Origin of the sequence: Alistipes sp., assembly GCF_048465635.1 — a bacterium.
In the GTDB taxonomy this organism is placed as follows: Bacteria; Bacteroidota; Bacteroidia; order Bacteroidales; family Rikenellaceae; genus Alistipes.
Genome location: NZ_DBFWLF010000013.1, coordinates 58228 through 80966 on the forward strand (window position 1 = coordinate 58228; position 22739 = coordinate 80966).

At 64.0% G+C, this 22739-nt stretch carries 19 protein-coding genes; 9 read left to right on the top strand and 10 right to left on the bottom strand.

The annotated features are described in order from the left end of the window. Window positions 1-184: 184 nt before the first annotated feature. Genes prfB through cysS form a run of 4 tightly spaced genes read right to left on the bottom strand, consistent with a single transcriptional unit; the run spans window position 185 to window position 4858 of the window. A complete protein-coding gene (gene prfB / locus ACMO9O_RS05170) occupies window positions 185-1297 on the bottom strand; it encodes a peptide chain release factor 2 (RefSeq protein ID WP_418982624.1) in 1113 nt (370 codons plus the stop codon). Between the two features lie 3 nt (window positions 1298-1300). Beyond that, the gene (locus tag ACMO9O_RS05175) at window positions 1301-1933 is read right to left on the bottom strand and encodes an AAA family ATPase (protein ID WP_418982625.1); all 633 of its coding nucleotides are present in this window, start codon (window positions 1931-1933) and stop codon (window positions 1301-1303) included. Between the two features lie 4 nt (window positions 1934-1937). Then, complete coding sequence (locus tag ACMO9O_RS05180; RefSeq protein WP_418982626.1) at window positions 1938-3335, bottom strand: MATE family efflux transporter; 1398 nt, start codon at window positions 3333-3335, stop codon at window positions 1938-1940. Window positions 3336-3382: 47 nt separating this feature from the next. Next, window positions 3383-4858, bottom strand: coding sequence for a cysteine--tRNA ligase (cysS, locus tag ACMO9O_RS05185; RefSeq protein WP_418982627.1), 1476 nt, complete (start codon window positions 4856-4858; stop codon window positions 3383-3385). A gap of 214 nt (window positions 4859-5072) precedes the next feature. Here cysS and ACMO9O_RS05190 point away from each other — a divergent pair, with 214 nt between their 5' ends. Next, window positions 5073-6851, top strand: a complete 1779-nt coding sequence (locus tag ACMO9O_RS05190; protein WP_418982629.1) for a DEAD/DEAH box helicase — start codon at window positions 5073-5075, stop codon at window positions 6849-6851. A gap of 94 nt (window positions 6852-6945) precedes the next feature. Further along, window positions 6946-10188 (top strand): DUF2723 domain-containing protein, encoded by a 3243-nt coding sequence (locus ACMO9O_RS05195; RefSeq protein ID WP_418982630.1) that lies wholly within the window; start codon window positions 6946-6948, stop codon window positions 10186-10188. A gap of 506 nt (window positions 10189-10694) precedes the next feature. Here the strand turns inward: ACMO9O_RS05195 and ACMO9O_RS05200 are convergent. Further along, window positions 10695-12356, bottom strand: a complete 1662-nt coding sequence (locus tag ACMO9O_RS05200) for an AMP-binding protein (RefSeq protein ID WP_418982632.1) — start codon at window positions 12354-12356, stop codon at window positions 10695-10697. 99 nt (window positions 12357-12455) lie between these two features. Here ACMO9O_RS05200 and queG point away from each other — a divergent pair, with 99 nt between their 5' ends. After that, window positions 12456-13388: a tRNA epoxyqueuosine(34) reductase QueG gene (queG, locus tag ACMO9O_RS05205; RefSeq protein ID WP_418982634.1), complete on the top strand. Its 933-nt coding sequence runs from the start codon at window positions 12456-12458 to the stop codon at window positions 13386-13388. Here queG and ACMO9O_RS05210 read toward each other — a convergent pair. The 5 genes from ACMO9O_RS05210 to ACMO9O_RS05230 all read right to left on the bottom strand — a co-directional run bounded on the left by ACMO9O_RS05210 (window position 13376) and on the right by ACMO9O_RS05230 (window position 17791). Continuing rightward, window positions 13376-15511, bottom strand: coding sequence for a fimbrillin family protein (locus ACMO9O_RS05210; RefSeq protein WP_418982636.1), 2136 nt, complete (start codon window positions 15509-15511; stop codon window positions 13376-13378). The two genes, queG and ACMO9O_RS05210, sit on opposite strands and share 13 nt — an antisense overlap. Next, window positions 15504-15626, bottom strand: a complete 123-nt coding sequence (locus tag ACMO9O_RS05215) for a hypothetical protein (protein WP_418982638.1) — start codon at window positions 15624-15626, stop codon at window positions 15504-15506. The genes ACMO9O_RS05210 and ACMO9O_RS05215 overlap by 8 nt, the downstream gene beginning before the upstream one ends. Window positions 15627-15725: 99 nt before the next feature. Next, window positions 15726-16664 carry a tetratricopeptide repeat protein gene (locus ACMO9O_RS05220; protein WP_418982640.1) on the bottom strand — a complete coding sequence of 313 codons (939 nt, stop codon included), beginning with the start codon at window positions 16662-16664 and terminating at the stop codon, window positions 15726-15728. Between the two features lie 94 nt (window positions 16665-16758). Next, the gene (locus ACMO9O_RS05225; protein WP_418982641.1) at window positions 16759-17211 is read right to left on the bottom strand and encodes a nucleoside deaminase; all 453 of its coding nucleotides are present in this window, start codon (window positions 17209-17211) and stop codon (window positions 16759-16761) included. Next, window positions 17189-17791, bottom strand: a complete 603-nt coding sequence (locus ACMO9O_RS05230) for an energy transducer TonB (RefSeq protein ID WP_418982642.1) — start codon at window positions 17789-17791, stop codon at window positions 17189-17191. Before ACMO9O_RS05230 ends, ACMO9O_RS05225 begins: the two co-directional genes overlap by 23 nt. 160 nt (window positions 17792-17951) lie before the next feature. Between ACMO9O_RS05230 and aspS the strand changes: the two genes are divergently transcribed. Genes aspS through ACMO9O_RS05260 form a run of 6 tightly spaced genes read left to right on the top strand, consistent with a single transcriptional unit; the run spans window position 17952 to window position 22524 of the window. After that, a complete protein-coding gene (aspS, locus tag ACMO9O_RS05235) occupies window positions 17952-19712 on the top strand; it encodes an aspartate--tRNA ligase (protein WP_418982643.1) in 1761 nt (586 codons plus the stop codon). A 10-nt stretch (window positions 19713-19722) separates the two neighbouring features. Further along, a complete protein-coding gene (locus ACMO9O_RS05240) occupies window positions 19723-19998 on the top strand; it encodes a putative quinol monooxygenase (RefSeq protein ID WP_418982644.1) in 276 nt (91 codons plus the stop codon). 10 nt (window positions 19999-20008) lie between these two features. Further along, window positions 20009-20236: a hypothetical protein gene (locus tag ACMO9O_RS05245; protein ID WP_418982645.1), complete on the top strand. Its 228-nt coding sequence runs from the start codon at window positions 20009-20011 to the stop codon at window positions 20234-20236. 13 nt (window positions 20237-20249) lie between these two features. Beyond that, the gene (locus tag ACMO9O_RS05250; RefSeq protein WP_418982646.1) at window positions 20250-21524 is read left to right on the top strand and encodes a replication-associated recombination protein A; all 1275 of its coding nucleotides are present in this window, start codon (window positions 20250-20252) and stop codon (window positions 21522-21524) included. 50 nt (window positions 21525-21574) lie between these two features. Then, entirely contained in the window at window positions 21575-22033 is a 459-nt protein-coding gene (locus tag ACMO9O_RS05255; RefSeq protein WP_418982648.1) for a hypothetical protein, read from the top strand. Beyond that, window positions 22030-22524, top strand: coding sequence for a metallophosphoesterase family protein (locus ACMO9O_RS05260; protein WP_418982649.1), 495 nt, complete (start codon window positions 22030-22032; stop codon window positions 22522-22524). Before ACMO9O_RS05255 ends, ACMO9O_RS05260 begins: the two co-directional genes overlap by 4 nt. The last annotated feature ends 215 nt before the right edge of the window (window positions 22525-22739 follow it).

Consider the following 22739-nt stretch of genomic DNA (forward strand, 5'->3'; position numbering starts at 1 on the left):
AATCGTTATCGACCATATCCTGCTCGACGAGAGCCGGACTGAGGCGATGGTCGCCTTCTCCGGAAACGACTATCGCTGTTACCAGCTCTACCTCGCCCCCGATTCGACGGGCCGCTGGCAGCGGGTCGGCCTCCATGTCACCGGCGAATGGTCTCAATAGCCGCAAAGCACGTCGCGCCCGGCCCTACGCCTGCGCGCCGAACTCCATCAGATAGGCCTTGATGAACGCATCCAGGTCGCCGTCCATCACCTGCTCGACGGCCGAGGTCTGCACGCCCGTGCGGTGGTCCTTCACGCGGCGGTCGTCGAATACATAGGAGCGGATCTGCGAACCCCACTCGATCTTCTTCTTCGAGGCTTCGAGCGCCTGCTGGGTGGCCATGCGCTTGTCCAGCTCGCGCTGGTAGAGCTTCGAGCGGAGGATGCGCAGGGCGTTCTCCCGGTTCATCAGCTGCGAGCGGGTCTCCATGTTCTCGATCAGGAACTCCACCGGTTCGCCCGTGTCGGCGTCCTTGCCGTGGTAGCGCAGGCGCACGGCGGTCTCGACCTTGTTGACGTTCTGACCTCCCGCCCCCGAGGAGCGGAAGGTGTCCCACTCGATGTCCGACGGGTTGACCGTGATCTCGATCGTGTCGTCCACCGCGGGCGAGACGAAGACCGACGCAAAGGTGGTCTGCCGCTTGTTGTTGGCGTTGAAGGGCGACAGGCGCACCATGCGATGCACGCCGTTCTCGCTCTTGAGATAGCCGTAGGCGTAGTCGCCCTCGAACTCCAACGTACACGACTTGACGCCCACCTCGTCGCCCGCCTGACAGTCGAGCACCTTGACCTTGTAGCCGTGGGCCTCGCCCCAGCGCGTGTACATGCGCAGCAGCATCGACGCCCAGTCCAAGGCCTCGGTTCCTCCGGCCCCGGCGTTGATGTCGAGGATGGCCCCCAGCTTGTCCTCGTCGCGGCGGAGCATGTTGCGCATTTCGAGCTTCTCCACCGCATCGAGCGCCCGGGCGTACTGTTCGTCCATCTCCTGTTCGCTCATGACGCCCTCCTTCACGAAGTCGGGCAGCAGCAGCAGGTCCCCGACCTGTCGGCGCACGCCGTCGTAGTCGTCGACCCACGCCTTGATCGCGGCCACCTTGCGCAGCTGCTCGCGCGCGGCCGCGGGATCGTCCCAGAAGCCCGGCTCCTGGGTCTTCTCCTCCTCGTTGCGCAGGTCGATGCGCTTCTGCTCGATGTCCAGACAGTTCTCCAGCGCCTCGCGGCGGCATTCCAGCTCCTTGATCTGTTCGGCAAGTACCATAGGCTAAAATTTCATGTCCAATTTACGCGCCGCGAAGTCGAGGATGAAGTCGGCCGTGCCCTCGATGCCCAGCACCGAAGAGTCCACCGTCAGGTGGTAGGTCGACGCCACGCCCCACGTGCGCGAACTGTAATAGTTGTAGTAATCCCTCCGCCGGGCGTCGCCGCGCTCCATCAAGGCGCGGGCCTCCTCCTCCGAGCAGCCGCAGCGGTCGCGCAGGCGGGCGATGCGGTCTGCATCCGGCGCCGTGACGAAGATATTCACCGCGTGCGGATGTTCGCGCAGGATGTAGTCGGCGCAGCGCCCCACGAAGACGCACGACTCGCGGGCGGCCAGGTCGCGGATCACGTCGCTCTGAATCTTGAACAGCGCCTCGCTCGACAGCACGTTCGTGCAGCCGGCGTCCTCGCCCGCGAAGGGGAGGCGCAGGTAGCCGAAGAGCGTGGCGAAGAGGCTGCGGGCCTCCTTCTCGTCGGCCTTTTCGAAGATCTCGGGACACAACCCGCTCTGCTCCGCCGCGAAGTTGATCAGCTCCTTGTCGTAGACGCGGATGCCCAGCCGGCGGGCGATGGCCTCTCCGACCGATTTGCCGCCGCTGCCTAACTGACGGCCGATGTTGATGACGAATTTTTCCATGACGCTATCTGTCGTTTGCAGACTGTTCCGCACGGATGGCCCGGAATTTCCGCAGTTGGTAAGTAAGCATGAAGAAGGCCACCAGCGAGGCCAGCAGGTCCGAGAGCGGCATGGCGCACCAGACGCCCCAGCTGCCGCTCCATTGGGCGTGCAGATCGAAGAAGCGGGGCAGGAATAGAAGTCCCGGCATCAGGAACAGCAGCTGCCTCGACAGGGAGAGGAAGATCGCCTTCGAGGCCATGCCGATGCTCATGAAGAAGTTGGTAGCCACCATCTGGAACCCGATGATCGGGAAGAAGATAAAGACGATGCGCATGCCCTCGACCGAGAGGCGGATCAGCTCCTCGTCGGTGGTGAACAGCCCGACGGCCAGCCGGGGAACGATCTCGCCGATCAGAAATCCCGTCGAGGTGATGACCGTGGCGCCGATGATCGTCAGCTTGAGCACGCGCAGCACGCGGTCGTACTGCCTGGCGCCGAAGTTATACCCCGCGATGGGCTGCATGCCCTGATTGATTCCCAGCACGATCATCACGAAGAAGAAGGCCAGCCGGTTGACGATGCCGTAAGCGCCGATCATCAGGTCGCCGCCGTAGGTCTTCAGCCCCTTGTTGATGAGAATCACGATGAAGCACGCCGCCAGGTTCATTAGAAAGGGCGACATGCCGATGGCCAGCATGTCGCGGACGATCTTTTTGCGCAGCTGATAGATGCCGCGCCGGAAGTGGAGCAGCTCCTCGCGGTTCGACAGGATGCGGAACTGCCACACGAGCGAAATGACCTGCGCCAGCACCGTGGCGATGGCGGCCCCGCGGATGCCCCAGCCGAAGCCGAAGATGAACAGCGGGTCGAGAATTGTGTTGATGATGACCGTGTTGATGGTGGCGTACATCGACTTGCGGGGGTGGCCCGAGGCGCGCAGCACGGCGTTCAGGCCCAGATACATGTGCGTGATGACGTTGCCCGCCAGGATGATGGTCATGTACTCGCGGGCGTAGCCGATCGTGGCCTCGCTCGCCCCGAAGAAGTAGAGGATCGGGTCGAGCAGCAGGAGCGCCGCCGCACCGAACGCGACGCCGATGATCAGATTCAGCACCACCACGTTGCCCAGCACGCGCTGCGCCGTTTCGAAGTCGCGCTGCCCGAGCCGCATCGAAATGAGCGTTGCCGCTCCCACGCCCACCAGCGAGCCGAACGCCGCGGCGAGGTTCATCAGCGGAAAGGTGAGCGCCAGCCCCGAAATGGCCAGCGGCCCTACCCCGTGGCCGATGAAGATGCTGTCGACCATGTTGTAGAGCGACGAGGCCGTCATGGCGATGATCGCCGGCACGGCGTATTGAACCAGCAGCTTGCGGATGCGCTCGGTTCCGAGCTCCGCGGCTGCGCCTTTGATTGCACTCATAATATTCTTTTTCGCAGGTTATCCGGCGGCCGCGCCGCTTACGAACGCTACTCCAGCTCCCAGTCCGAACCGTCCTTGCGGTCCTTGACGCGGATACCGGCGGCCGCCAGCCCGTCGCGGATGCGGTCCGAGGCGGCCCAGTCCTTTGCGGCACGCGCCTGAAGCCGTTCCGAGAGGAGCATCTCGACCAGCGGGGTCACGTAATCTTTCGAGCAGGCCGCGCCGACCGACTTCTCGTCGCACAGGCCCAGCACGTCGAACGCATAGCGGCGCACGGTGGCCGTGAGCAGTTCGAGGTCGACGGCGGTGATGCGCTCCTTGCCGTCGGCGAGCGAGTTGACCTTGCGCACCCAGTCGAAGAGCGCCGAAATGACCATCGGCGAGTTCAGGTCGTCGTCCATCGCCGCCCGGCAGCAGCACTCCAGCTCCCGCGGATCGACCGTGGAGGTATCCGCCGGCTTGATCTTCGAGAGCGTCTCGATCCCCTTCATCAGACGGTCCAGCCCCTTTTCGGCGGCCTGCAGCGCCTCGTTCGAAAAGTCGAGCGTCGAGCGGTAGTGGGCCTGCAGGACGAAGAAACGAATGGTCATAGGCGAATAGGCCTGCCGCAGCAGCTTGTGCGACCCGGTGAAAAGCTCTTCGAGGGTGATGAAGTTGCCCAGCGACTTGCCCATCTTCTGGCCGTTAATGGTTATCATGTTGTTGTGCACCCAGTAGCGGGCCGAATCGTGCCCCAGCGCGGCGGTCGACTGCGCGATCTCGCACTCGTGGTGGGGGAACATCAGGTCCATGCCGCCGCCGTGAATGTCGAAGCGTTCGCCCAGGTAGCGGGTCGACATGGCCGAGCACTCCATGTGCCAGCCCGGGAACCCCTCGCTCCACGGCGAGGGCCAGCGCATGATATGTTCGGGCGACGCCTTCTTCCACAGCGCGAAGTCGTAGGAGTGGCGCTTGTCCGACTGTCCGTCCAGCTCGCGCGTGTTGGCCACGATGTCCTCCAGGTTGCGGCCCGAGAGACGCCCGTAATTGTATTTGGCATTGTATTTCTCCACGTCGAAGTAGACCGAGCCGTTGGAGACGTAGGCATAGCCGTCGTCAAGAATCCGTTTGATGAACTCGATCTGCTCGATAATGTGGCCGGAGGCGTGCGGCTCGATCGAGGGGCTTTCGACGTTGAGCGCCTCCATCGCACGGTGGTAGCGCTCGGTGTAGTAGTGCGCCACCTCCATTGGTTCGAGCTGTTCGAGGCGCGCCTTCTTGGCGATCTTGTCCTCGCCCTCGTCGGCGTCGTGCTCCAGATGGCCTACGTCCGTGATGTTGCGCACGTAGCGCACCTTGTAGCCCGAAGCCTTCAGGTAGCGGAACAGCAGGTCGAACGTGACCGCCGGGCGGGCGTGCCCCAGGTGCGGATCGCCGTAGACCGTCGGGCCGCAGACGTACATGCCCGCGCGACCGGGAACCAGCGGTTCGAAGAGCTCCTTGCGGCGGGTGAGCGTATTGTAAAGTACCAATTTGGAATCCATCGCTTTATCCGTTTGACTGTGGTTTTGAATGGACAAAGTTACGGATTTTTCCGTAAAGTGCGTCCCGTTCCGGAATTTATCGCTACCTTTGCCCCGACAATAACGCCTCCCGCAGCCCGCAAAATGCGCATTTCCACGCCTTTGCGCCTTCTCCCTGCCAGCCGTTACCGATTAACGAACACATCCGGATCACGACCCGGAACGATTTTTATTTATGAGATTTCAGGATTTACACCTCTCCGAGCCGCTTCTGCGGGCCGTCGAAGAGAAAGGATACACCACTCCCACCCCGATTCAGACCCAAGCCATCCCACCCGTACTCCAAGGCCGCGACCTGCAAGGCTGCGCCCAGACCGGGACCGGCAAGACGGCCGCCTTCACCCTGCCGATTCTCCAGCTGCTCGCCGCCGAGCCCGCGCCGAAAGGACGCCGTCCGATCCGTGCGCTGGTGCTCACCCCCACGCGCGAGCTGGCCATCCAGATCGACGAGTGCTGCCGCGACTATGCCCGCTACACCACGCTGCGCCATGCGGTGATCTTCGGCGGGGTCAACCAGCGGCCGCAGGTCGATGCGCTCCAGCGGGGCGTGGACCTGCTGGTCGCCACACCGGGCCGCCTGCTCGACCTGATCGGGCAGGGATTCGTCTCGCTCGACCGGGTCCGCCACTTCGTGCTCGACGAGGCGGACCGCATGCTCGACATGGGCTTCATCCACGACATCCGCCGCATCCTGCCGCTGCTGCCTGAACGGAAACAGACGCTCTTCTTCTCGGCCACGATGCCCGATTCGATCGCCTCGCTGGCCGCCTCGCTACTGCACGATCCCGCCCGGGTGACCGTCACGCCTCCCGCCTCGGTGGTCGAAACCATCGGACAGCAGGTCCGTTTCGTGGCCAAAGCCGAAAAGAGCAAACAGCTGGTGGCCCTTCTGAACGATTCCGACGCCGAAGCCGTATTGGTCTTCTCGCGCACCAAACACGGGGCCGACCGGCTGGCCCGCATCCTCAACAAGGCGGGCATCGCATGCAGCGCCATCCACGGCGACAAGTCGCAGGGGGCGCGCGAAAAGGCGATGAACGGCTTCAAGTCGGGTGCATGCCGCGTGCTGATCGCCACCGACATCGCCGCCCGCGGCATCGACATCTCCGAACTGCCGCTGGTGGTCAACTACGAGCTGCCGGAGGTTCCCGAGACCTACGTCCACCGCATCGGCCGCACGGGACGCGCCGGGTGCGAGGGGAACGCCTATTCGTTCTGCGCCGAGGAGGAGATCCCCCTGCTGCGCGACATCGAAAAGACCATCGGACGCCCCGTCCCCGTCGATCCGGCGGCGGAACTTCCCGAGTGGGCCGCCGCAGCGTCCGCACCCACCGCCCGAAGCGGAGCTGCCAAACGGACCGCATCGGCAGGCGCGGCGAAGACCGAGCGCGGCGCGACGAAACCATCTGGCCGCGGCACAGCGAAACCGGACGGCCGGGGAGCAGCCGGGCAGACGGACGGCCAGATTAAACAAGCCGGTCGCAGCGAGAACAACCGGGGAACGACCCCCAAAGCCAACCGTGGTGAGATCGGGCAGTCCGGTCGCAGCGAGAACAGGCCCTCGGCCCGCACGGCCAAGTCCGCCCGCTCCGAAGCCGCCGCCCGCACCGGACAGAACGACCGCACCGGGTCCCGACAGGCCGCCCCCACCGTCCCCGCGGAGCAGTCCGCCACCCCGTCGCGCGGCCACCGCGGAGGCCGCAACCGCAAGCGCTCCGGAGCCGCAAACGCAGAGGCCGCGCCGCAGCAAACCGCCCGGAAACAGGACACCCCCCGCAAGCAGGTCACCCGGAATCAGGACACGCGGAAGCAGGATACCCGGAATCAGGACACGTCCCGCGAGCAGAACGCCCGCCCGGCACGTTCCGACCGCAAGCGCTCCGCTCCCGCCGCCCCGGCTCCGGAACCGGCCCCCGCGCCCAAACGGCACTGGTGGCAGTTCGGACGGTCCTGAAAAACGCAAATTCCGCTCGGGCGGAAAAATAAAGGTTGGAAGATAGCCGTTAAATGATTACTTTTGCACGAAACAAAAGCTACCTCAACGAGATATGACGCTTTTCAAACGCTGGAACAACCGGATCGGCTGGGCGGTATTCGCCGTGGCGGCGCTGGTCTACCTGATGACGATGGAACCCGTTTCGAGCCTCTGGGACTGCTCGGAGTTCATCGCCACCTCCTATAAACTCGAAGTGGGCCACCCGCCCGGAGCCCCGCTCTTCATGATGCTGGCGCGGCTGGCCACCCTCTTCGCGCTGGGCAACCCCGACTACGTGGGGATCGCCGTCAACGCCATGAACTCGCTGGCGAGCGCCTTCTGCATCCTCTTCCTCTTCTGGACGATCACCCACCTCGCGCAGCGGTTGCTGACGCGCAACGGCGCGGAGCTGACCCCGGCCAACATGTGGGCCGTGCTGGGCGCGGGGCTGGTGGGCGCGCTGGCCTACACTTTCACCGACACGTTCTGGTTTTCGGCCATAGAGGGGGAGGTCTACGCCCTTTCGTCGATGTTCACGGCACTGGTGGTGTGGCTGATGCTCCAATGGGAGGAGCACGCCGACGAACCCCACTCCTCGCGCTGGATCGTGCTGATCGCCTACCTGATGGGCCTCTCGATCGGCGTGCATATCCTCAACCTGCTGACCATCCCCGCGCTGGCGCTGATCTACTACTTCCGCAAGAGTGAAAAGGTCACGGCCAAAGGGGTCTTTCTGGCGCTGGTGGCCGGAGGGGCCATCCTGCTGTTCATCAACAACCTAATTATCCCCTACACGGTCTGGGCCGGAGCGATGATCGACGTCTTCTTCGTCAATTCGCTGGGCCTTCCGGCCAACTCGGGCATGGTCGTCTTCGCGCTGGCACTCATCGGCGGGCTGGGGTGGGCCACCTGGCGCACGCACCGCCAAGGCAAGGTCGTGTGGAATATCCTGCTGCTCTCGACCACGATGATTCTGGTCGGCTACTCCTCCTACGCATCGGTGACCATCCGTGCCGCGGCCAACCCGCCGATGAACTCCAACAACCCCGACAATCCGCAGGCACTGCTGTCGTTCCTCAACCGCGACCAGTACGGCGACCGTCCCCTGCTGTTCGGTCCCTACTACTCCGCACCGCGGCAGTCGGCGGGCTACAAGCAGAAGTCGTTCTACTACCTCGACGAGGACGGCAAGTACAAACCCGCCACGATCATCACCGGCTTCGAACACGACCCGCAGTTCATCCACTTCTTCCCCCGCATGTGGGATTCGCGCCGCAGCGAACGCGACTACAAGCAGTGGGCCGCCTACCGCACCAAGGTCGAGACGCTGCGCGACGACAAGGGCGAAATTCTGCGCGACGAACAGGGCCGTCCCCTGCGCGGCGAGGTGCTCGACTTCGGTCGCAAACGGGTCTATCAGGACGACTACGGCGATACGCGCACGGTGGTCGAACCCACCTTCGCCGAGAACCTCAACTACTTCCTGAACTACCAGCTCAACTACATGTACTGGCGTTACTTCCTGTGGAATTTCGTGGGACGCCAGAGCGACATCCAGCCCTCGCGCACGCTGATCACCGACGGCAACTGGCTCTCGGGCATCAAGTGGATTGACGAGAAATACACGGGTCCGCAGGACGACCTGCCGCGCGAGGTGGCCGAAAACAAGGGGCGCAACACCTACTACTTCCTGCCGTTCCTGCTGGGGCTGATCGGACTGCTGTACCAGCTCAACCGCGACCAGCGCAACTTCTCGATCGTGATGCTGCTCTTCGTGATGACGGGCATCGCGCTGGTCTTCTACTTCAACACCTCCCCGGGCGAGGTGCGCGAACGCGACTACGTATTCGCCGGGTCGTTCTACGCCTTCTCGATCTGGATCGGACTGGGCGTGCTGGCCATACGGGACGCAATCGCCTGGCTGGCCAAACGCAACACGCCGGCGGTCGCCGCGGCGGCAACCGTCGTCTGCCTGGGCGTTCCGGCGATCCTCGCGGCCCAGAACTGGGACGACCACGACCGTTCGCACCGCTACATGGCCCGCGACATCGGCTGGAACTACCTCCAGTCGACGCTGCCCAATTCGATCATCCTCGACTACGGCGACAATGACACCTTCCCGCTGTGGAACAACCAGGAGGTCTACGGCGTGCGTCCCGACGTGCGCATCATGAACACCTCCTACCTGGGCGGCGAGTGGTACATCGACGAGATGAAGACCCGCGCCAACGACGCCCCCGGAGTGCCGTTCTCGCTGCCCAAACGCAAATACACCTTCGTCAACGACTGGGTTCCCGTGGACAGCCGCACCGACCGGGCGCTGGATCTGAAGGAGGTCATCGACTTCATCCGCTCCGACGACCCGCGTTCGAAGCTCCGGCTGGACAACGGCACGCCCGAGGGCGAGCTGGTCGACTTCATCCCCGCCAAGCGGCTGGCGCTGCCCGTCAACAAGGAGAACGCCATCGCTTCGGGCATCGTCCGCGAGGAGGACCGCGACAAGATGGTCGACACGGTCTATATCAACCTGCGCAAGAGCGCCGTGGACAAGAGTCAGCTGATGATTCTGGACATGCTGGCCAACTTCGACTGGAAGCGGCCGATCTACATGACGCAGGTCTACATCATGCAGGACCTGGGGCTGATGGACTACCTCCAGTTCGACGGCTACGCCTACCGGCTGGTTCCGATCTTCACCCCGGTGCAGAATCCCTACGAGATCGGGCGCGTCGACGCCGATTATACGGCCCCCCTGCTGCGCGACACGTTCCGCTACGGCAATCTGGCCGATCCGAGGGTCTACACCGACTACTTCATCCAGTATAACCTGAGCGCTTCGCACGCCCGCGACGCCTTCGCCCGCGTGGCGAAGGAGCTGCTGCGGCAGAACCGGGTGGACGAAGCCGTCGAACTGCTCGATCTGGGGCTGGAGAAGCTGCCGACCAGCCAGCTGCGCTTCACCGACACGAACACCTACCCGCTGCTCGAAGCCTACTATGCCGCCGCCGCGATGGGGGCCGAGGAGGCTGCCGAGAAGGGCGACGCGCTGCTGCGGGAGTATGCCCAGACGCTGATCGAGTACATCGAGTACTACCTGCGTTTCGAGGGCGTGCAGGGAGACATGGTCTCCTCGTCGCTCGACGAGAAGCTCGAACAGCTGGGCGATGTCTACTACCTGGCCAACTACGCGGGCCGCAAGGAGGTGATCGCCGAACTGAACACCTATTACCGCACGCTCGGCGTGTCGGAGGAGAATCTGGTCGACGTGGGCGACAAACCCCTGTCGGCGGATACGGCGGCGATCCCCGAAATGTAGGACGGTTCGCTTTCTTCGCAGGCTCGCGGCGAGACCCGAATCTCTGCGAAGAATTTCGCGGCTCCGAGACACGGCTTTTGCCGATGACAAAACGACCCTCCGGTTCGGAGGGTCGTTTGCGTATGCGTTCACCGCCGCTGCAAAAGAGCCCCCGCGACCGAAAGATCGCGGGGGTTTTATTGCTGAATGTATCGGGACCGACAAAGGAATTTCCACAGGGAGTATCTGCGGCAGGGGGCTGCCGGAAGCATTTAAGCCGGAAGCTGGCGCATCCCCGCGTCCGGTCCGAACCGTCCGAACAGGCCCGAAACAAATACACCCGGACCGAACAAACCCCGGAACAGACCAAATAGTCCCCGGACAGAACAGGCCCGGAACAAATACACCCGGACCGAACAAACACCGGAACAGACCGAATAAACCCGGACCGAACAGGCCCGGACAGACCCGGATAGAACTGAACGGCCGCCGATAGCCGGCCTCATCGCCCCTGCCGGCCTCCGCCCCTACTTCGTCTCGGAAGGCTGCGTCTTCTTCACGTCCTTGTTGCGGTTGTAGAGGAAGCGTTTGATCTTGTGCGTCGGGGTCTTTGCGAAGTCGTCCTTCTCCTCGACCACCTCCGAAATGCGCGAGAACTTGTTGACCTTGGCATTCACGAAGTCCATGATCTCCTTCTTGAGCTGTTCTGTCTTGGCCTCCCACGCCTCCTTCGTATCCTCCCACTCCTCGCGCCAGTCGTCGATCATCGCCTCGATCTGCTCGCGGTTGAAGTGGACCAGCGCGATCAGGCGGCCCTCCTGCTCGGTGACGATCGAATCGGCGATGCAGACGTGCGAGTTGAGCACGCTTTCGATGTCCTCGGGGTAGATGTTCTCGCCGCCGGGTCCCACGATCATGTTCTTCAGCCGCCCCTTGATGTAGAGCCAGCCGTCCTTGTCGAACTCGCCCAGGTCGCCCGTGCGGAACCACCCGTCGGCGGTAAAGACCTCCTTGGTCGCCTCGGGATTCTTGTAATAGCCCAGCATGACGCTCGGCGAACGGGCCACGATTTCGCCCTGATGCGTGTCGGGGTTGATGTTTTCGAGCCGCAGTTCGACGCCGGGGGCCTGCGGTCCGGTCGATCCGAGCCGCACCTGCGACGGCGCGGCCCCGGCCAGCAGCGGCGCGGTCTCGGTCAGCCCGTAGCCGATGGCGTACGGGACGCGGGCCTCCAGCAGGAACTGCTCGGCCCCGCTGTCGAGTTTCGCCCCGCCGATCCCCAGAAAACGCAGGCGGCGGCCGAAGAGCTTCATCAGCTTCTTGCCCGCGACGCGGTTCAGGTAGCAGCGCGCGAAACCGATCTTATAGAGTGTACGCCAGAAAGCGGTGGATTGGAACTTGGCCAGCACCTGGTGGCGGTAGATTTTCTCGATGATCAGCGGCACGATCAGCATCACCGTGGGGCGGATCGCCCGCAGGGCCGGCATCAGGGCCGACGCCGTGGGCGGACGGTCGAGGTAGACCACCCGCGCGCCCATCGAGAAGGGGTAGATCAGACCGATCGAGCACTCGTAGGTGTGCGACAGGGGCAGCACCGAGAGGAACACATCGTCGCCGTCCACCGGGAAGATCGACGAGGAGATGGCGACCTGCGCGCAGAGGGCCGCATGGGTCAGCATCACCCCTTTGGGTTTGGAAGTCGTGCCCGAGGTGTAGATGATGACGGCCACCTCGTCGGGCTGCGGCACGCGGGTCGAACCCTCGCCGCGCACGCGCTGCGAGATGACCCCCAGATTCTTGGTTCGAACCACGACGTTGAGCCGCTCGATGGTCTGTTTCGAGAGTTTGGTGAAGAGTTTATCGGAGACGAGCAGCGCCTTGGCCTCGGAGTGTTCGATGATCATGTCCAGCTCCTCGCCCGAGAAGTCGGGCAGGATCGGCACGGCGATCATGCCGGCCGAGGTGACCGCAAAGTAGCAAACTCCCCAGTTAGGCATGTTGCTGCTCAGCAGCGCCACCTTGTCGCCCGGCCCGAGACCCGCTCCGGTCAGTATCTCCTGCACTTTAGCCATTCGACGGCCCGCCTCGGCGTAGGTCACGTCCTCGCCCTGAAACATGGAAAAGGCGGTCTTCGACGCAAACTTCTCCACGCTGTTCCGGGCCAGGGAGTAAAGTGTGTTGACAGTCATAATCGTACTTTTTTTCCGCATTCCCAGGAATACGAAAGTTTGGCGCTAAATTACGAATTTCCCGGTAAATATTACTATTTTTGGGACAAATTCTTGCAAATGCTCCACGCCTCCGACATCAAAAAACTTGCCGCCGATGCGGGCTTTGACCTTTGCGGGCTGACGCCCTGCCGGCCGCTGGCTCAAAACGAGGCGTGGTTCCGCGCGTGGCTCGCCGAAGGGCGTCACGCCTCGCTGGGTTACCTCGAGCGCAACACCGACAAAAGATTCGACCCGCAGCGGCTGGTCGCGGGCGCCCGCACGGCGGTCGTCTGCGCCGCGGCCTATAAGAATCCCGCAAGCGAAGGCTACCCAGACAGCCACCGCGCCAAAGTCGCCTCGTACGCCTGCACGACGGACTACCACACGACCATCCGCGAAATGCTCGCCGGCATGCTCGCCGCGCTGCAAAGGGAGCACCCGGGCCTCGAGGGGCGCGCCTTCGTCGACACCGCCCCGCTGGCCGAGAAGCAGCTGGCCGTGGAGGCCGGACTGGGCTGGATCGGGCGGCAGTCGCTGCTTGTGACGCCTCGTTTCGGCACGTACGTGCTGCTGGGCGAACTGCTTCTCGGCGACGAGGCCGACGCCTACGACGTCCCCTTCGCCGGGTCGCGCTGCGGCCGCTGCCGCAACTGCATCGAGAGCTGCCCGACGGGGGCCATCGTGGCTCCGAGGGTGATCGACGCGGGACGCTGCATCGCCTGCCACACCATCGAAAAAGAGCCGGCCGCCGAGGTCGACCTCGACGGCTGGATATTCGGCTGCGACCGCTGCCAGAGCTGTTGTCCCCACAACCAAAAGGCTCCCATGCAGACCAATCCGGCGTTCGCGCCCGCCTTCGATCCGCTCACCATGACCCCCGGGCAGTGGCTGGCGATGCGCCAGGAGGAGTTCCGCACGCGCTTCGGCGCCACGCCGCTCACGCGAAGCGGACTGGAACGCCTGCAGGAGAACATCCGCCGCAACAACCCCGAAGAACCCTACTCCCGCTGACAGCGGACCGGCAGGCCGAAGCCGCGCGGATCGGAGAGCCGCTGCTCGACCCGCACTTGGGTCAGCCCGAAGGCCCACGCCCCGAACGTGTCGGGCGTGGAGGGGGCGCTCGTCCAGTAGTAGCCCGTTTCGAGGAAGTTGAAAGCCCCGAATTCGTCGTAGCGGAACCCCACGCCCGGATAGTAGGTCGTGCGGCTGGCGTCGTAGTAAAAATTCCACCCCTGCACGAACGACCCCGCGGTCCGGACATTCCCGCTGGCGACGGTCTCCGTATCCCCCGTGGTGGTGAAAGCGCTGAAGACATAGGGCTGCGGCATCTTCCACCCGGCGGGACACGGGTCGAAAAGGGTCTTTTCGGTCGTCTGCCCGGCGGTATAGCCCGTGGGGTTGCCCCAAAGGTAGTCGTTGCGGTATTCGGGTCCGGAACCCTTGCCGCCGCCCCAGTACCAGTCGTAGGAGGTGTCCGGCGTGGTGGCGATGAAGACGTCGGGATGGGCCGTGGCGTAATACGTATTGCCCGTATAACCGGCATACCGTCCTTTCGAACCGGTGGTCTGCACGGGGTTGCGATAGGTCAGGTAGGTGTGGGGCACGTCCTGCGCGTCGAAAACGACCCGGCCCCACGGCATCGGGTCCTTGCGCCCCCACTGGTAGAGCGGCGCGCGGAACGAGCGGGCATAGGGTCCGTCCTCCTTGTAGACCGCCCCCAGGTTGCGGTCCATCATCACCGCCGAGCCGGGGCCGAATGCCTGCTCGTAGGCGTCGTACATCACGTAGCTCTCGGCCAGCGCATCGAGCTGAGCAGGCGTCGTGTCGGTGATCCAGATATGCCAGCTCCACACGGCGTCGGCCGCCGGATCGTCGCTCGCATAAAGCCCGATGACCGCATTGCCGCCCAGCGCGGTCGGGCGCGTGGTGGTCCGGAAGCGGATACGCCCGTCGGCGTACGCCACGCTCCCGGCGTCGATCAGGTGGGGGCTGCTCTGCCACAGCAGGCGCGCCGTCGTGCCCGCGACCGCCGCCGAAAGCTCCCTCCCCTCGAACGTCCGCACCGCGTCGGCCAGCCCGGCGGGAATCACGCCGTTGCCCGCCACCGTCGCATCGAACGAATACTCCTGCGCGGGCTGCGTGACCACGTAGCAGTTGGCCGGCGCCCCGCCGGAGAGGTCGGCTTCGGGCTGCGGAGCCGTCCCCGCCGCAACCTCCTGCGTGAGGACCATCATCTTGGCCGCCACGACGTCCTTTCCGGGCCGGGTGACGGTCGCTGTATAACCGTCGACGGTGCGCAGCACGACGTACAGTTCGCCGTTTGCGCGCGAATAGTCGGCCGGATTGATCGAAAGATAGGCCGTGACGGGGGTCGCGCCGAGCGTCGGAGGCTCCGCGAAGGTCACCCCGCAATAGTTGATCTGTGCCGAACCGCCCCGGTAAGCGGCCTGCCGGTTATCCGTGGCGGTCAGGTCGAAGGTGAAGTCGCCCGCCATGTTGGACATATCCGTCAGGTCGCCGCCCTTGACGACTGTCGCGGCATCGGTGCAGTAAAGCGTCACTTCCGCCAACTGCCTGCCCGCCAGCACGCCGCTCGCCGTAAGATTGACCTCGACCGCGGCGAAGGCGTGGCGGAACAGGAGCGTCGGGAAGTCGCCCGTCGCGCTCTCGACAGCCCCGGCCACCAGAAAGTCGCTGTCGCCCAGGTGCGAAAAATCGCCCGAAGCGGCCTGCGTCTGCGCGGCCGGGAGCGTGAAAGGCACGGCGGAGGCATCGGGAGCGGCCAGCTCCGAATAGGGATAATAGGCGTAGAGCGTGTAGGAGGAAGCGCCCGCGGCGAGGGTGATCTGCCCGGAGAAGACCCCGCTGGCGGCGGCCCGGTCGCCCTCGAAGGTCAACGGAGCGTTGAGGGAGGTGAACTCTTCGCCGCTTCGGACGAATACGCCGATCCGGTCGCCCGGCGTCCACCATACGCTCGCGCCGTTTCCGGCCAGCTCAGTGCGCGTGGAGACCGCTCCGGCCTCGATGCGCACCGTGCGCACGACCGTGCGGCCGGCCGGCATTTCGTCGCAATTCTCCTTCGTGCAGGCGGCGGCCGCCCAGCAGCACACGAGCACGGAAAGCCACCTATTCATTCCACACCTCCCGGTCGAAATCCTCGGCCTGACCCGTTACCGAACCCTCGAAGCCGCGTTCGACAGCGATATCGAGCAGTTCGACGGCGGGGGATACGTACTGTTTCCGTTCCATAGTTCGAAAGTATCAAAAACCGGGAAGCGGTAACACATACCATACCAAAAAAGCGGGCCTCCCGAGGGAAGCCCGCTTGGTGTCCGGAAACGATCCGGATTATTTCGAAAGCTCGGCCAGCGCCGTCTTGGCGTTCCCGGCAGCCGGACCGGCCGTCACCTTCTTGAACGCCGCGATCGCCTGCGGCTTCATCTCCTTGGCGTTGTAGGCGGCGCCCAGCAGGTAGTACATCAGGCTCTGGTCCTCGGGATCGGTCTGGATCGCGGCGGCAGCCTCGGCCAGCTCGATCACCTTGGTGTAGTCCTTCTTGTTGGCGTAAGCCTGCACGCGGACATTCTGCGCCAGTGCATTGGCCGGGTTCTTCTCCAGCAGGGCGTCGGCCATGACGATGATGCCGTCGAAATCGCTGGCAGCCTGCAATTTTGCAACATGGTTGTTGGTATAGAGCGCCATCATCTCCTGCGCCTTGGCCACGTCCTCGGCGTATTTGGGGTGCGTCTTGGCGGCGATGGCCTCATAGATCTCCATGCCCTTGGCGTACTCGCCCATCTCGCAGTAGCTCATGGCCAGGTTGAGCGCCATGCCCGTATTGTCGGGGTCGGCGGCATAGCCCTTGGCGAAGATCTCCGACGCGGTGGCGTAGTCCTTGTTGTTGAAAGCGTCGCCGCCCTGAATGTGGTAAATCTTGGCCTCCCAGCCCTTGGCCTTGGCCATCTGGTTCATGTCGCCGTACAGCTCGGCCAGCTCGGCCGACTTGGTGAAGTTCTTCACCGCCTCGTCGTAGTTCTTGGCCTTGACGCCTGCGCCGCCCAGCATGAAGTAGCACATCGGAAGCGTCTTCTTGGCCGTAGCCACCACCGACGCAGCCTCCTCACTGTCCATGCCCTGGTCGATCACCTGCTCGAACTTGGCGGCGGCTCCCGCGAAATCCTTGGCCGAGTACGAAGCGACCGCCTCGTTGAAGAGCGCCGTCAGATCCTGCGCCGAGAGCGACACGGCCGCCAGCAGCGCAATTACCGATACAAATAACTTTTTCATTTTCCCTATCCGTTTTTTAAAGTTTTCCGTCGATGCGCCCCCGTCGGGGCACGTTGGATGCAAAAGTAGCAAAAAATTTCCTTTAATTCAAAATCTAATCGCGCAAAGCGGCGAAAAAGGCGTTCATCAGCGCCTCGCACTCGGCGGCGAGCACGCCACGCTCGACGCGGGTCTTGGGATGGAACACCCCCTCCGCATAGCGGCGGTAACCCTTCTTCGGGTCGTCCGCACCCCAGACCACGCGCCCGACCTGCGCCCAGCCGATCGCCCCGGCGCACATGATGCACGGCTCGACGGTCACGTAGAGCGTGCAGTCGGTCAGATACTTGCCGCCAAGCGTTCCGGCGGCGGCCGTCAGGGCTTGCATCTCGGCGTGGGCCGTGGGGTCCGAAAGCGTCTCCACCAGGTTGTGCCCCCGGCCGACGACCGCGCCGTTCGCCACGACCACCGCCCCGACGGGCACTTCCTGCTCTTCGAACGCTTTGCGGGCCTCGTTTAGTGCGAGGCGCATGAATTTTTCATCGTCATTTTGTTGTTGCCGTTCCATCCTGTTCGCTCTTTTTTCGTCTCTTTTCCTGTGCTGCCCGCTCCTGCAAAAGCCCCTCGAGCGCCTCCTGCACCCGTTCGGGCCGCAGCGCCACGGTATAAGGGAACGGTGCGGCGCGCCACCCCTCGACGGTAAGCCGGTAACCGGGCATCCACGCCTGGAGCCGTTTCACCGCGGCGCACGCCGCCTCACCCAGTCGGGCGTCGGGGGTCTGCAACACCCGCACGTCGGCGACCCTGCCCCGCTCGGAGACGGTCAGCGCCAGGACCACCCGCCCACACGTCGGCTCCGCCGGAAGCAGCCATCCGCCCAGCTCTTTCCGCAGCGTTACTGCGTCCACCTCCATCATACCCATCGAGGGGACGACCCCCTCCGGCAGCGCTTCGCGGCGGCCCTGTCTCACCTTCTGCTCGGCCGAGCGCATCAGTCCCAAGGCGGTCTGCCGCGCCAGGTCGGCATAGAGCTGCTCCGTCCCGCCCGGATAGGCGGGCGGCTGTTCGCGCAGGATGAACGGTTCGTCGGCCGTCGCCCGGGGTGCGGCCATAAGGAAGATAAGGGCGGTGACAAGCGGTCTTAACATGGTCGGATCATCAGGTTCGGAGGTCTGTCCTGCAAAAATAGTGAATTTCCCCCTATCCCGCGGCCCGCCGCCGGCAAAAAAAGCGCTTTTCTGAATCACGGATCGTGAAAAATATGTAACTTTGCCCGTTACAAGCACAAAACGAAAACACCATACCGCCATGTACAGAACCCATACGTGCGGCTCGCTCAGAGCCGAAAACATCCACCAGCAAGTCACCCTCGCGGGCTGGGTGCAGAAGGTGCGAAACCTCGGAGCCATGACCTTCATCGACCTGAGAGACCGCTACGGTCTGACGCAGGTCGTCGTCGAGGAGCATTCCCCCGCCGCCGCCCGCGAAACGGCCGCCCGGCTGGGCCGCGAGTGGGTCGTGCAGGTCCACGGCACGGTCGTCGAGCGCGAAGCGAAGAACCCGAAGATGCCCACGGGCGACATCGAGGTGACGGCCTCGGAAATCCGGGTGCTCAACGAGGCGCAGACCCCGCCGTTCACCATCGAGGAGACCTCCGACGGCGGCGACGACCTGCGCATGAAGTACCGCTACCTCGACCTGCGCCGTCCGCCCCTGCAGCGCAATATGATCCTGCGGCACAAGATGGCCCAGGAGATCCGCCGATTCCTCGATGCCGAAGGATTTCTGGAGATCGAGACGCCCTATCTGGTGGGTTCGACCCCTGAGGGTGCGCGCGACTTCGTAGTTCCCAGCCGCATGAACCCCAACCAGTTCTACGCCCTGCCCCAATCGCCGCAGACGCTCAAGCAGCTGCTGATGGTCGCCGGCTACGACAAATATTTCCAGATCGTGCGCTGCTTCCGCGACGAGGACCTGAGAGCCGACCGCCAGCCCGAGTTCACGCAAATCGACTGCGAGATGTCGTTCGTCGAGCAGGAGGATATTCTCGACGTCTTCGAGCGGTGGGCCAAACACATGTTCCGCACGGTGCTGGGCGTGGAGTTCGAGGAGCATTTCAGACGCATGCCGTGGATCGAGGCGATGGAGCGATACGGTTCGGACAAGCCCGACCTGCGCTTCGGCATGGAATTCGCTGATGTGACCGACCTCGGGCAGGGACACGGTTTTTCGGTCTTCGACCAGGCGGAGTACATCACCGGCTTCGCCGCGCCGGGCTGCGCAGCCTACACGCGCAAGCAGATCGACGCGCTGACCGACTTCGTGAAGCGTCCGCAGGTCGGAGCCGCCGGGCTGATCTGGATTCGGCTCGAGGCCGGGGGAGGCGTCAAGTCATCGGTCGACAAGTTCTTCGCACCGGAAGAGGTGCGCGCGCTGGCCGGGCGCTGCGGCGCCAAGGCCGGGGACATGGTATTCATCCTCTGCGGGAAGAAGTTCAAGGCATTGACGCAGCTCTGCGCCCTGCGCCTCGAAATGGCCCGGCAGCTGGGGCTGCGCGACCCGAAGAAGTTCGCCCCGCTGTGGGTGGTCGACTTCCCGATGTTCGAGTGGGATGAGGAGACGCAGCGCTTCTACGCCATGCACCACCCCTTCACCTCGCCCAAACCCGAGGACGTCCAGTACCTCGAAAGCGATCCGGGCCGCGTCAGGGCCAACGCCTACGACTTCGTATGCAACGGCACGGAGATCGGCGGCGGCTCGATCCGCATCCACGACGCGAAATTGCAGGCGCAGATTTTCAAGTGCCTGGGATTCACGCCCGAAAAGGCGCAGGAGCAGTTCGGCTTCCTGATGAACGCCTTCAAGTTCGGCGCACCGCCCCACGGCGGTCTGGCATTCGGTTTCGACCGGTTGTGCTCGCTCTTCGGCGGCTCGGAGTCGATCCGCGACTACATCGCGTTCCCGAAGAACAACGCCGGCCGCGACGTGATGCTCGACGCGCCCTCCCGGCTCGACCCGGCGCAGCTCGAGGAGCTGTACCTTGCGCTGGTCCAACCCGACGAAAACTAAATTTACCGCCATGATACGACTCAACGTCTTTATCGAAACCCCGGAACCGAACCGCGCTGAGATGATCCGCACGGCCCGCGAGCTGGTCGAGGTATCGCTGCGCGACGCCGGCTGCGTCGCCTACGACCTCTACGAGAGCACCACGCGCCGCGAGGTGCTGATGATCTGCGAAACGTGGCAGGACGCCGCGTCGCTGGCCGCTCACGAAGCGACGCCGCACTTCACCACGCTCGTACCGCGCCTGAAACAGCTGGGCGAGCTGAAACTGGAGAAGTTCGAGTTCTGATTCCGGACCGATGGCCGAAGGCTACTCCATAAAGGCCCTGCGCGCCTGGCTGGCGGTATCGGCGTTATTTTTCCTGCTGACGGGAAGCGCGCTGATATATTTCTGTTTCGGCGGACCCGCCGACGGATTGACATGGTTCGCCCTGGGCTGCGCCTTTGTGTCGGCAGGCCTGAACACGCGGGTGTTTTACGTTCAGCTCCGCCGCAAACGGAAAGCGGAGCAAGCACTCCCATTTTAATTTTTAATTCGGTATGCCCGCCCCTTTAGCCGAACGCCTGCGCCCCCGCACCCTGGACGAATACATCGGCCAGGAGCACCTCGTGGGTAAGAACGGGGTCTTCCGCAAGTTCTTCGAGACGGGCAACATACCCTCGTTCATCCTGTGGGGCCCGCCGGGCGTGGGCAAGACGACGCTGGCCAAGATCGTGGCCACGCAGTCCGAGCGTCCCCTGTTCACTCTCTCGGCCGTCACGTCGGGGGTGAAGGACGTGCGCGAGGTGATCGAGTCGGCCCGCAAGCAGCGGTTCTTCGACCAGAAGCCGCCCTTCCTGTTCATCGACGAGATCCACCGCTTCAACAAGTCGCAGCAGGATTCGCTGCTCGGGGCCGTCGAACAGGGCGTGGTGACACTCATCGGTGCCACGACCGAAAACCCCTCGTTCGAGGTGATCTCCCCGCTGCTGAGCCGCTGTCAGGTCTACATCCTCCGTCCGATGGAGGACAAAGATTTGCAGACGCTGCTCGACCGCGCGCTGACGGCCGACCCGGAACTTCGCGCCCGCAAAATCGCCGTAAAAGAGACCACCGCGCTGTTCCGCCTCTCGGGCGGCGACGCGCGCAAACTGTTGAACATTCTCGACATTGTGGTCGGGGCCACCGACGGGGAGGTGACGATCACCGATCAGGGGGTCATCGACTGCCTCCAGCAGAACATCGCCCTCTACGACAAGAACGGCGAGCAGCACTACGACGTCATCTCGGCCTTTATCAAATCGGTGCGCGGCAGCGACCCCAACGCCGCCGTCTACTACCTGGCGCGGATGCTGGCCGGGGGCGAGGAGCCGCGCTTCATCGCCCGGCGGCTGGTCATCCTGGCCTCGGAGGACATCGGGCTGGCCAACCCCAACGCCCTGCTGCTGGCCAACGCCTGCTTCGACACGGTGCACAAGATCGGCATGCCCGAGGCGCGCATCACGCTCGCCGAAACGACCATCTACCTGGCCACCAGCCCCAAAAGCAATTCGGCGTACATGGCCATCAACAAGGCCCTCGCGCAGGTCGAACGCGACACGACCAACCGCCCCGTGCCGCTGCACCTGCGCAACGCCCCGACCAAACTCATGGACAAGGCCGGATACGGCAAGGGGTACAAATACGCCCACGACTTCGAGGGGCACTTCGCCGAGCTGGAGTTCCTGCCCGAGGGGCTTTCGGGCACGAAGTTCTACGAGCCCGATCCGTCGAACCCCGCCGAGGCCAAGATCGCCGAGCGGATGCGGGCGTTGTGGAAGGAAAAATACCGTTAAATCCGGCCGCGAAACCCCGCCTGATCGAACCCGGACCTGCCCCGATTGCCATGAAGAACGATACCTCCACCACACGATCCGCGCACGGCGCGGCCCTGCTGAAAGCGGCCGCAGCGCTGCTGTTCCTGCTCGCCGCGGGGCATTTGGTCTGCCTGTTCCGGCTCGACGCCGTATTCCGGCTTTACGGCATCGAACCCGTGATGCGGCGATTGGCCGAACAGGGTGCAGCGCTCCCCTACCTGGCAACCGCCGGTATCGCTGCCGGACTGGCCGGGTGCGGACTTTACGCGCTTTCGGCCGCAGGCGTCGTTCGTCGGCGGCCGCTTCTGTACCCGCTCCTCTTCGGCATCGGCACGGTCTTTCTGCTGCGCACGGCGGCGGGCCTGGCGCGTATGACCGTCAGCAGCGCTTTCCCGGCGACGGAGTGGACGGCGGCATTGACAGCCGGAATCATCGGATTGCTTTTACTCCTGGGAGGGCTTCGCGCCCGCAAAAAATACGAATCATGAAACGCATCGGCATCATCTCCGACACCCACGGCACGTTCGACGACACGCTGCGCCGCTTCCTGCGCGACGTGGACGAGGTGTGGCATGCGGGGGACATCGGTTCGCTGGAGGTGGCCGACGCGATCGCCGCGTTCAAGCCCCTGCGGGCCGTGAGCGGCAACATCGACGGCGGCATGACGCGCCGCGTCTACCCCGAATTTCTCGCGTTCGAATGCGAGCGGGTGCGCGTGCTGATGACCCACATCGGGGGCTACCCGCGCCATTACGACCCGCGGGTGATCGGCAAGATCCAGACCCTGCGGCCCAAACTCTTCATTTCGGGCCACTCGCACATCCTGCGCGTGATGAACGATCCGGTCTACGACCTGCTGGCGGTCAATCCGGGGGCGGCCGGGGAGTACGGCTTCCACAAGGTCCGCACAGCAGTCCGTCTTGTCATCGACGGCACGCAGATGCGCGACATGGAGGTCGGCGAGTGGCCGCGGCGGTAAGACATCCCCCGCACGCGGCACGCGGATAGCGGCCGCTCCCCCGCCCGGGGATTCGCTTCGGACGCGGTTCCGCCCTACGGCGACGGACTTTCTCTTGCATTTCGGGGCCTTTCCGGCTTACTTCGGAGAAAATTTCGGTATATTTGCCTCCGACCGTGCAAACGGCGGAGACTGGCCGGATCGCTTTTCCGTGCGATGAATGCGGCGGAAAATCA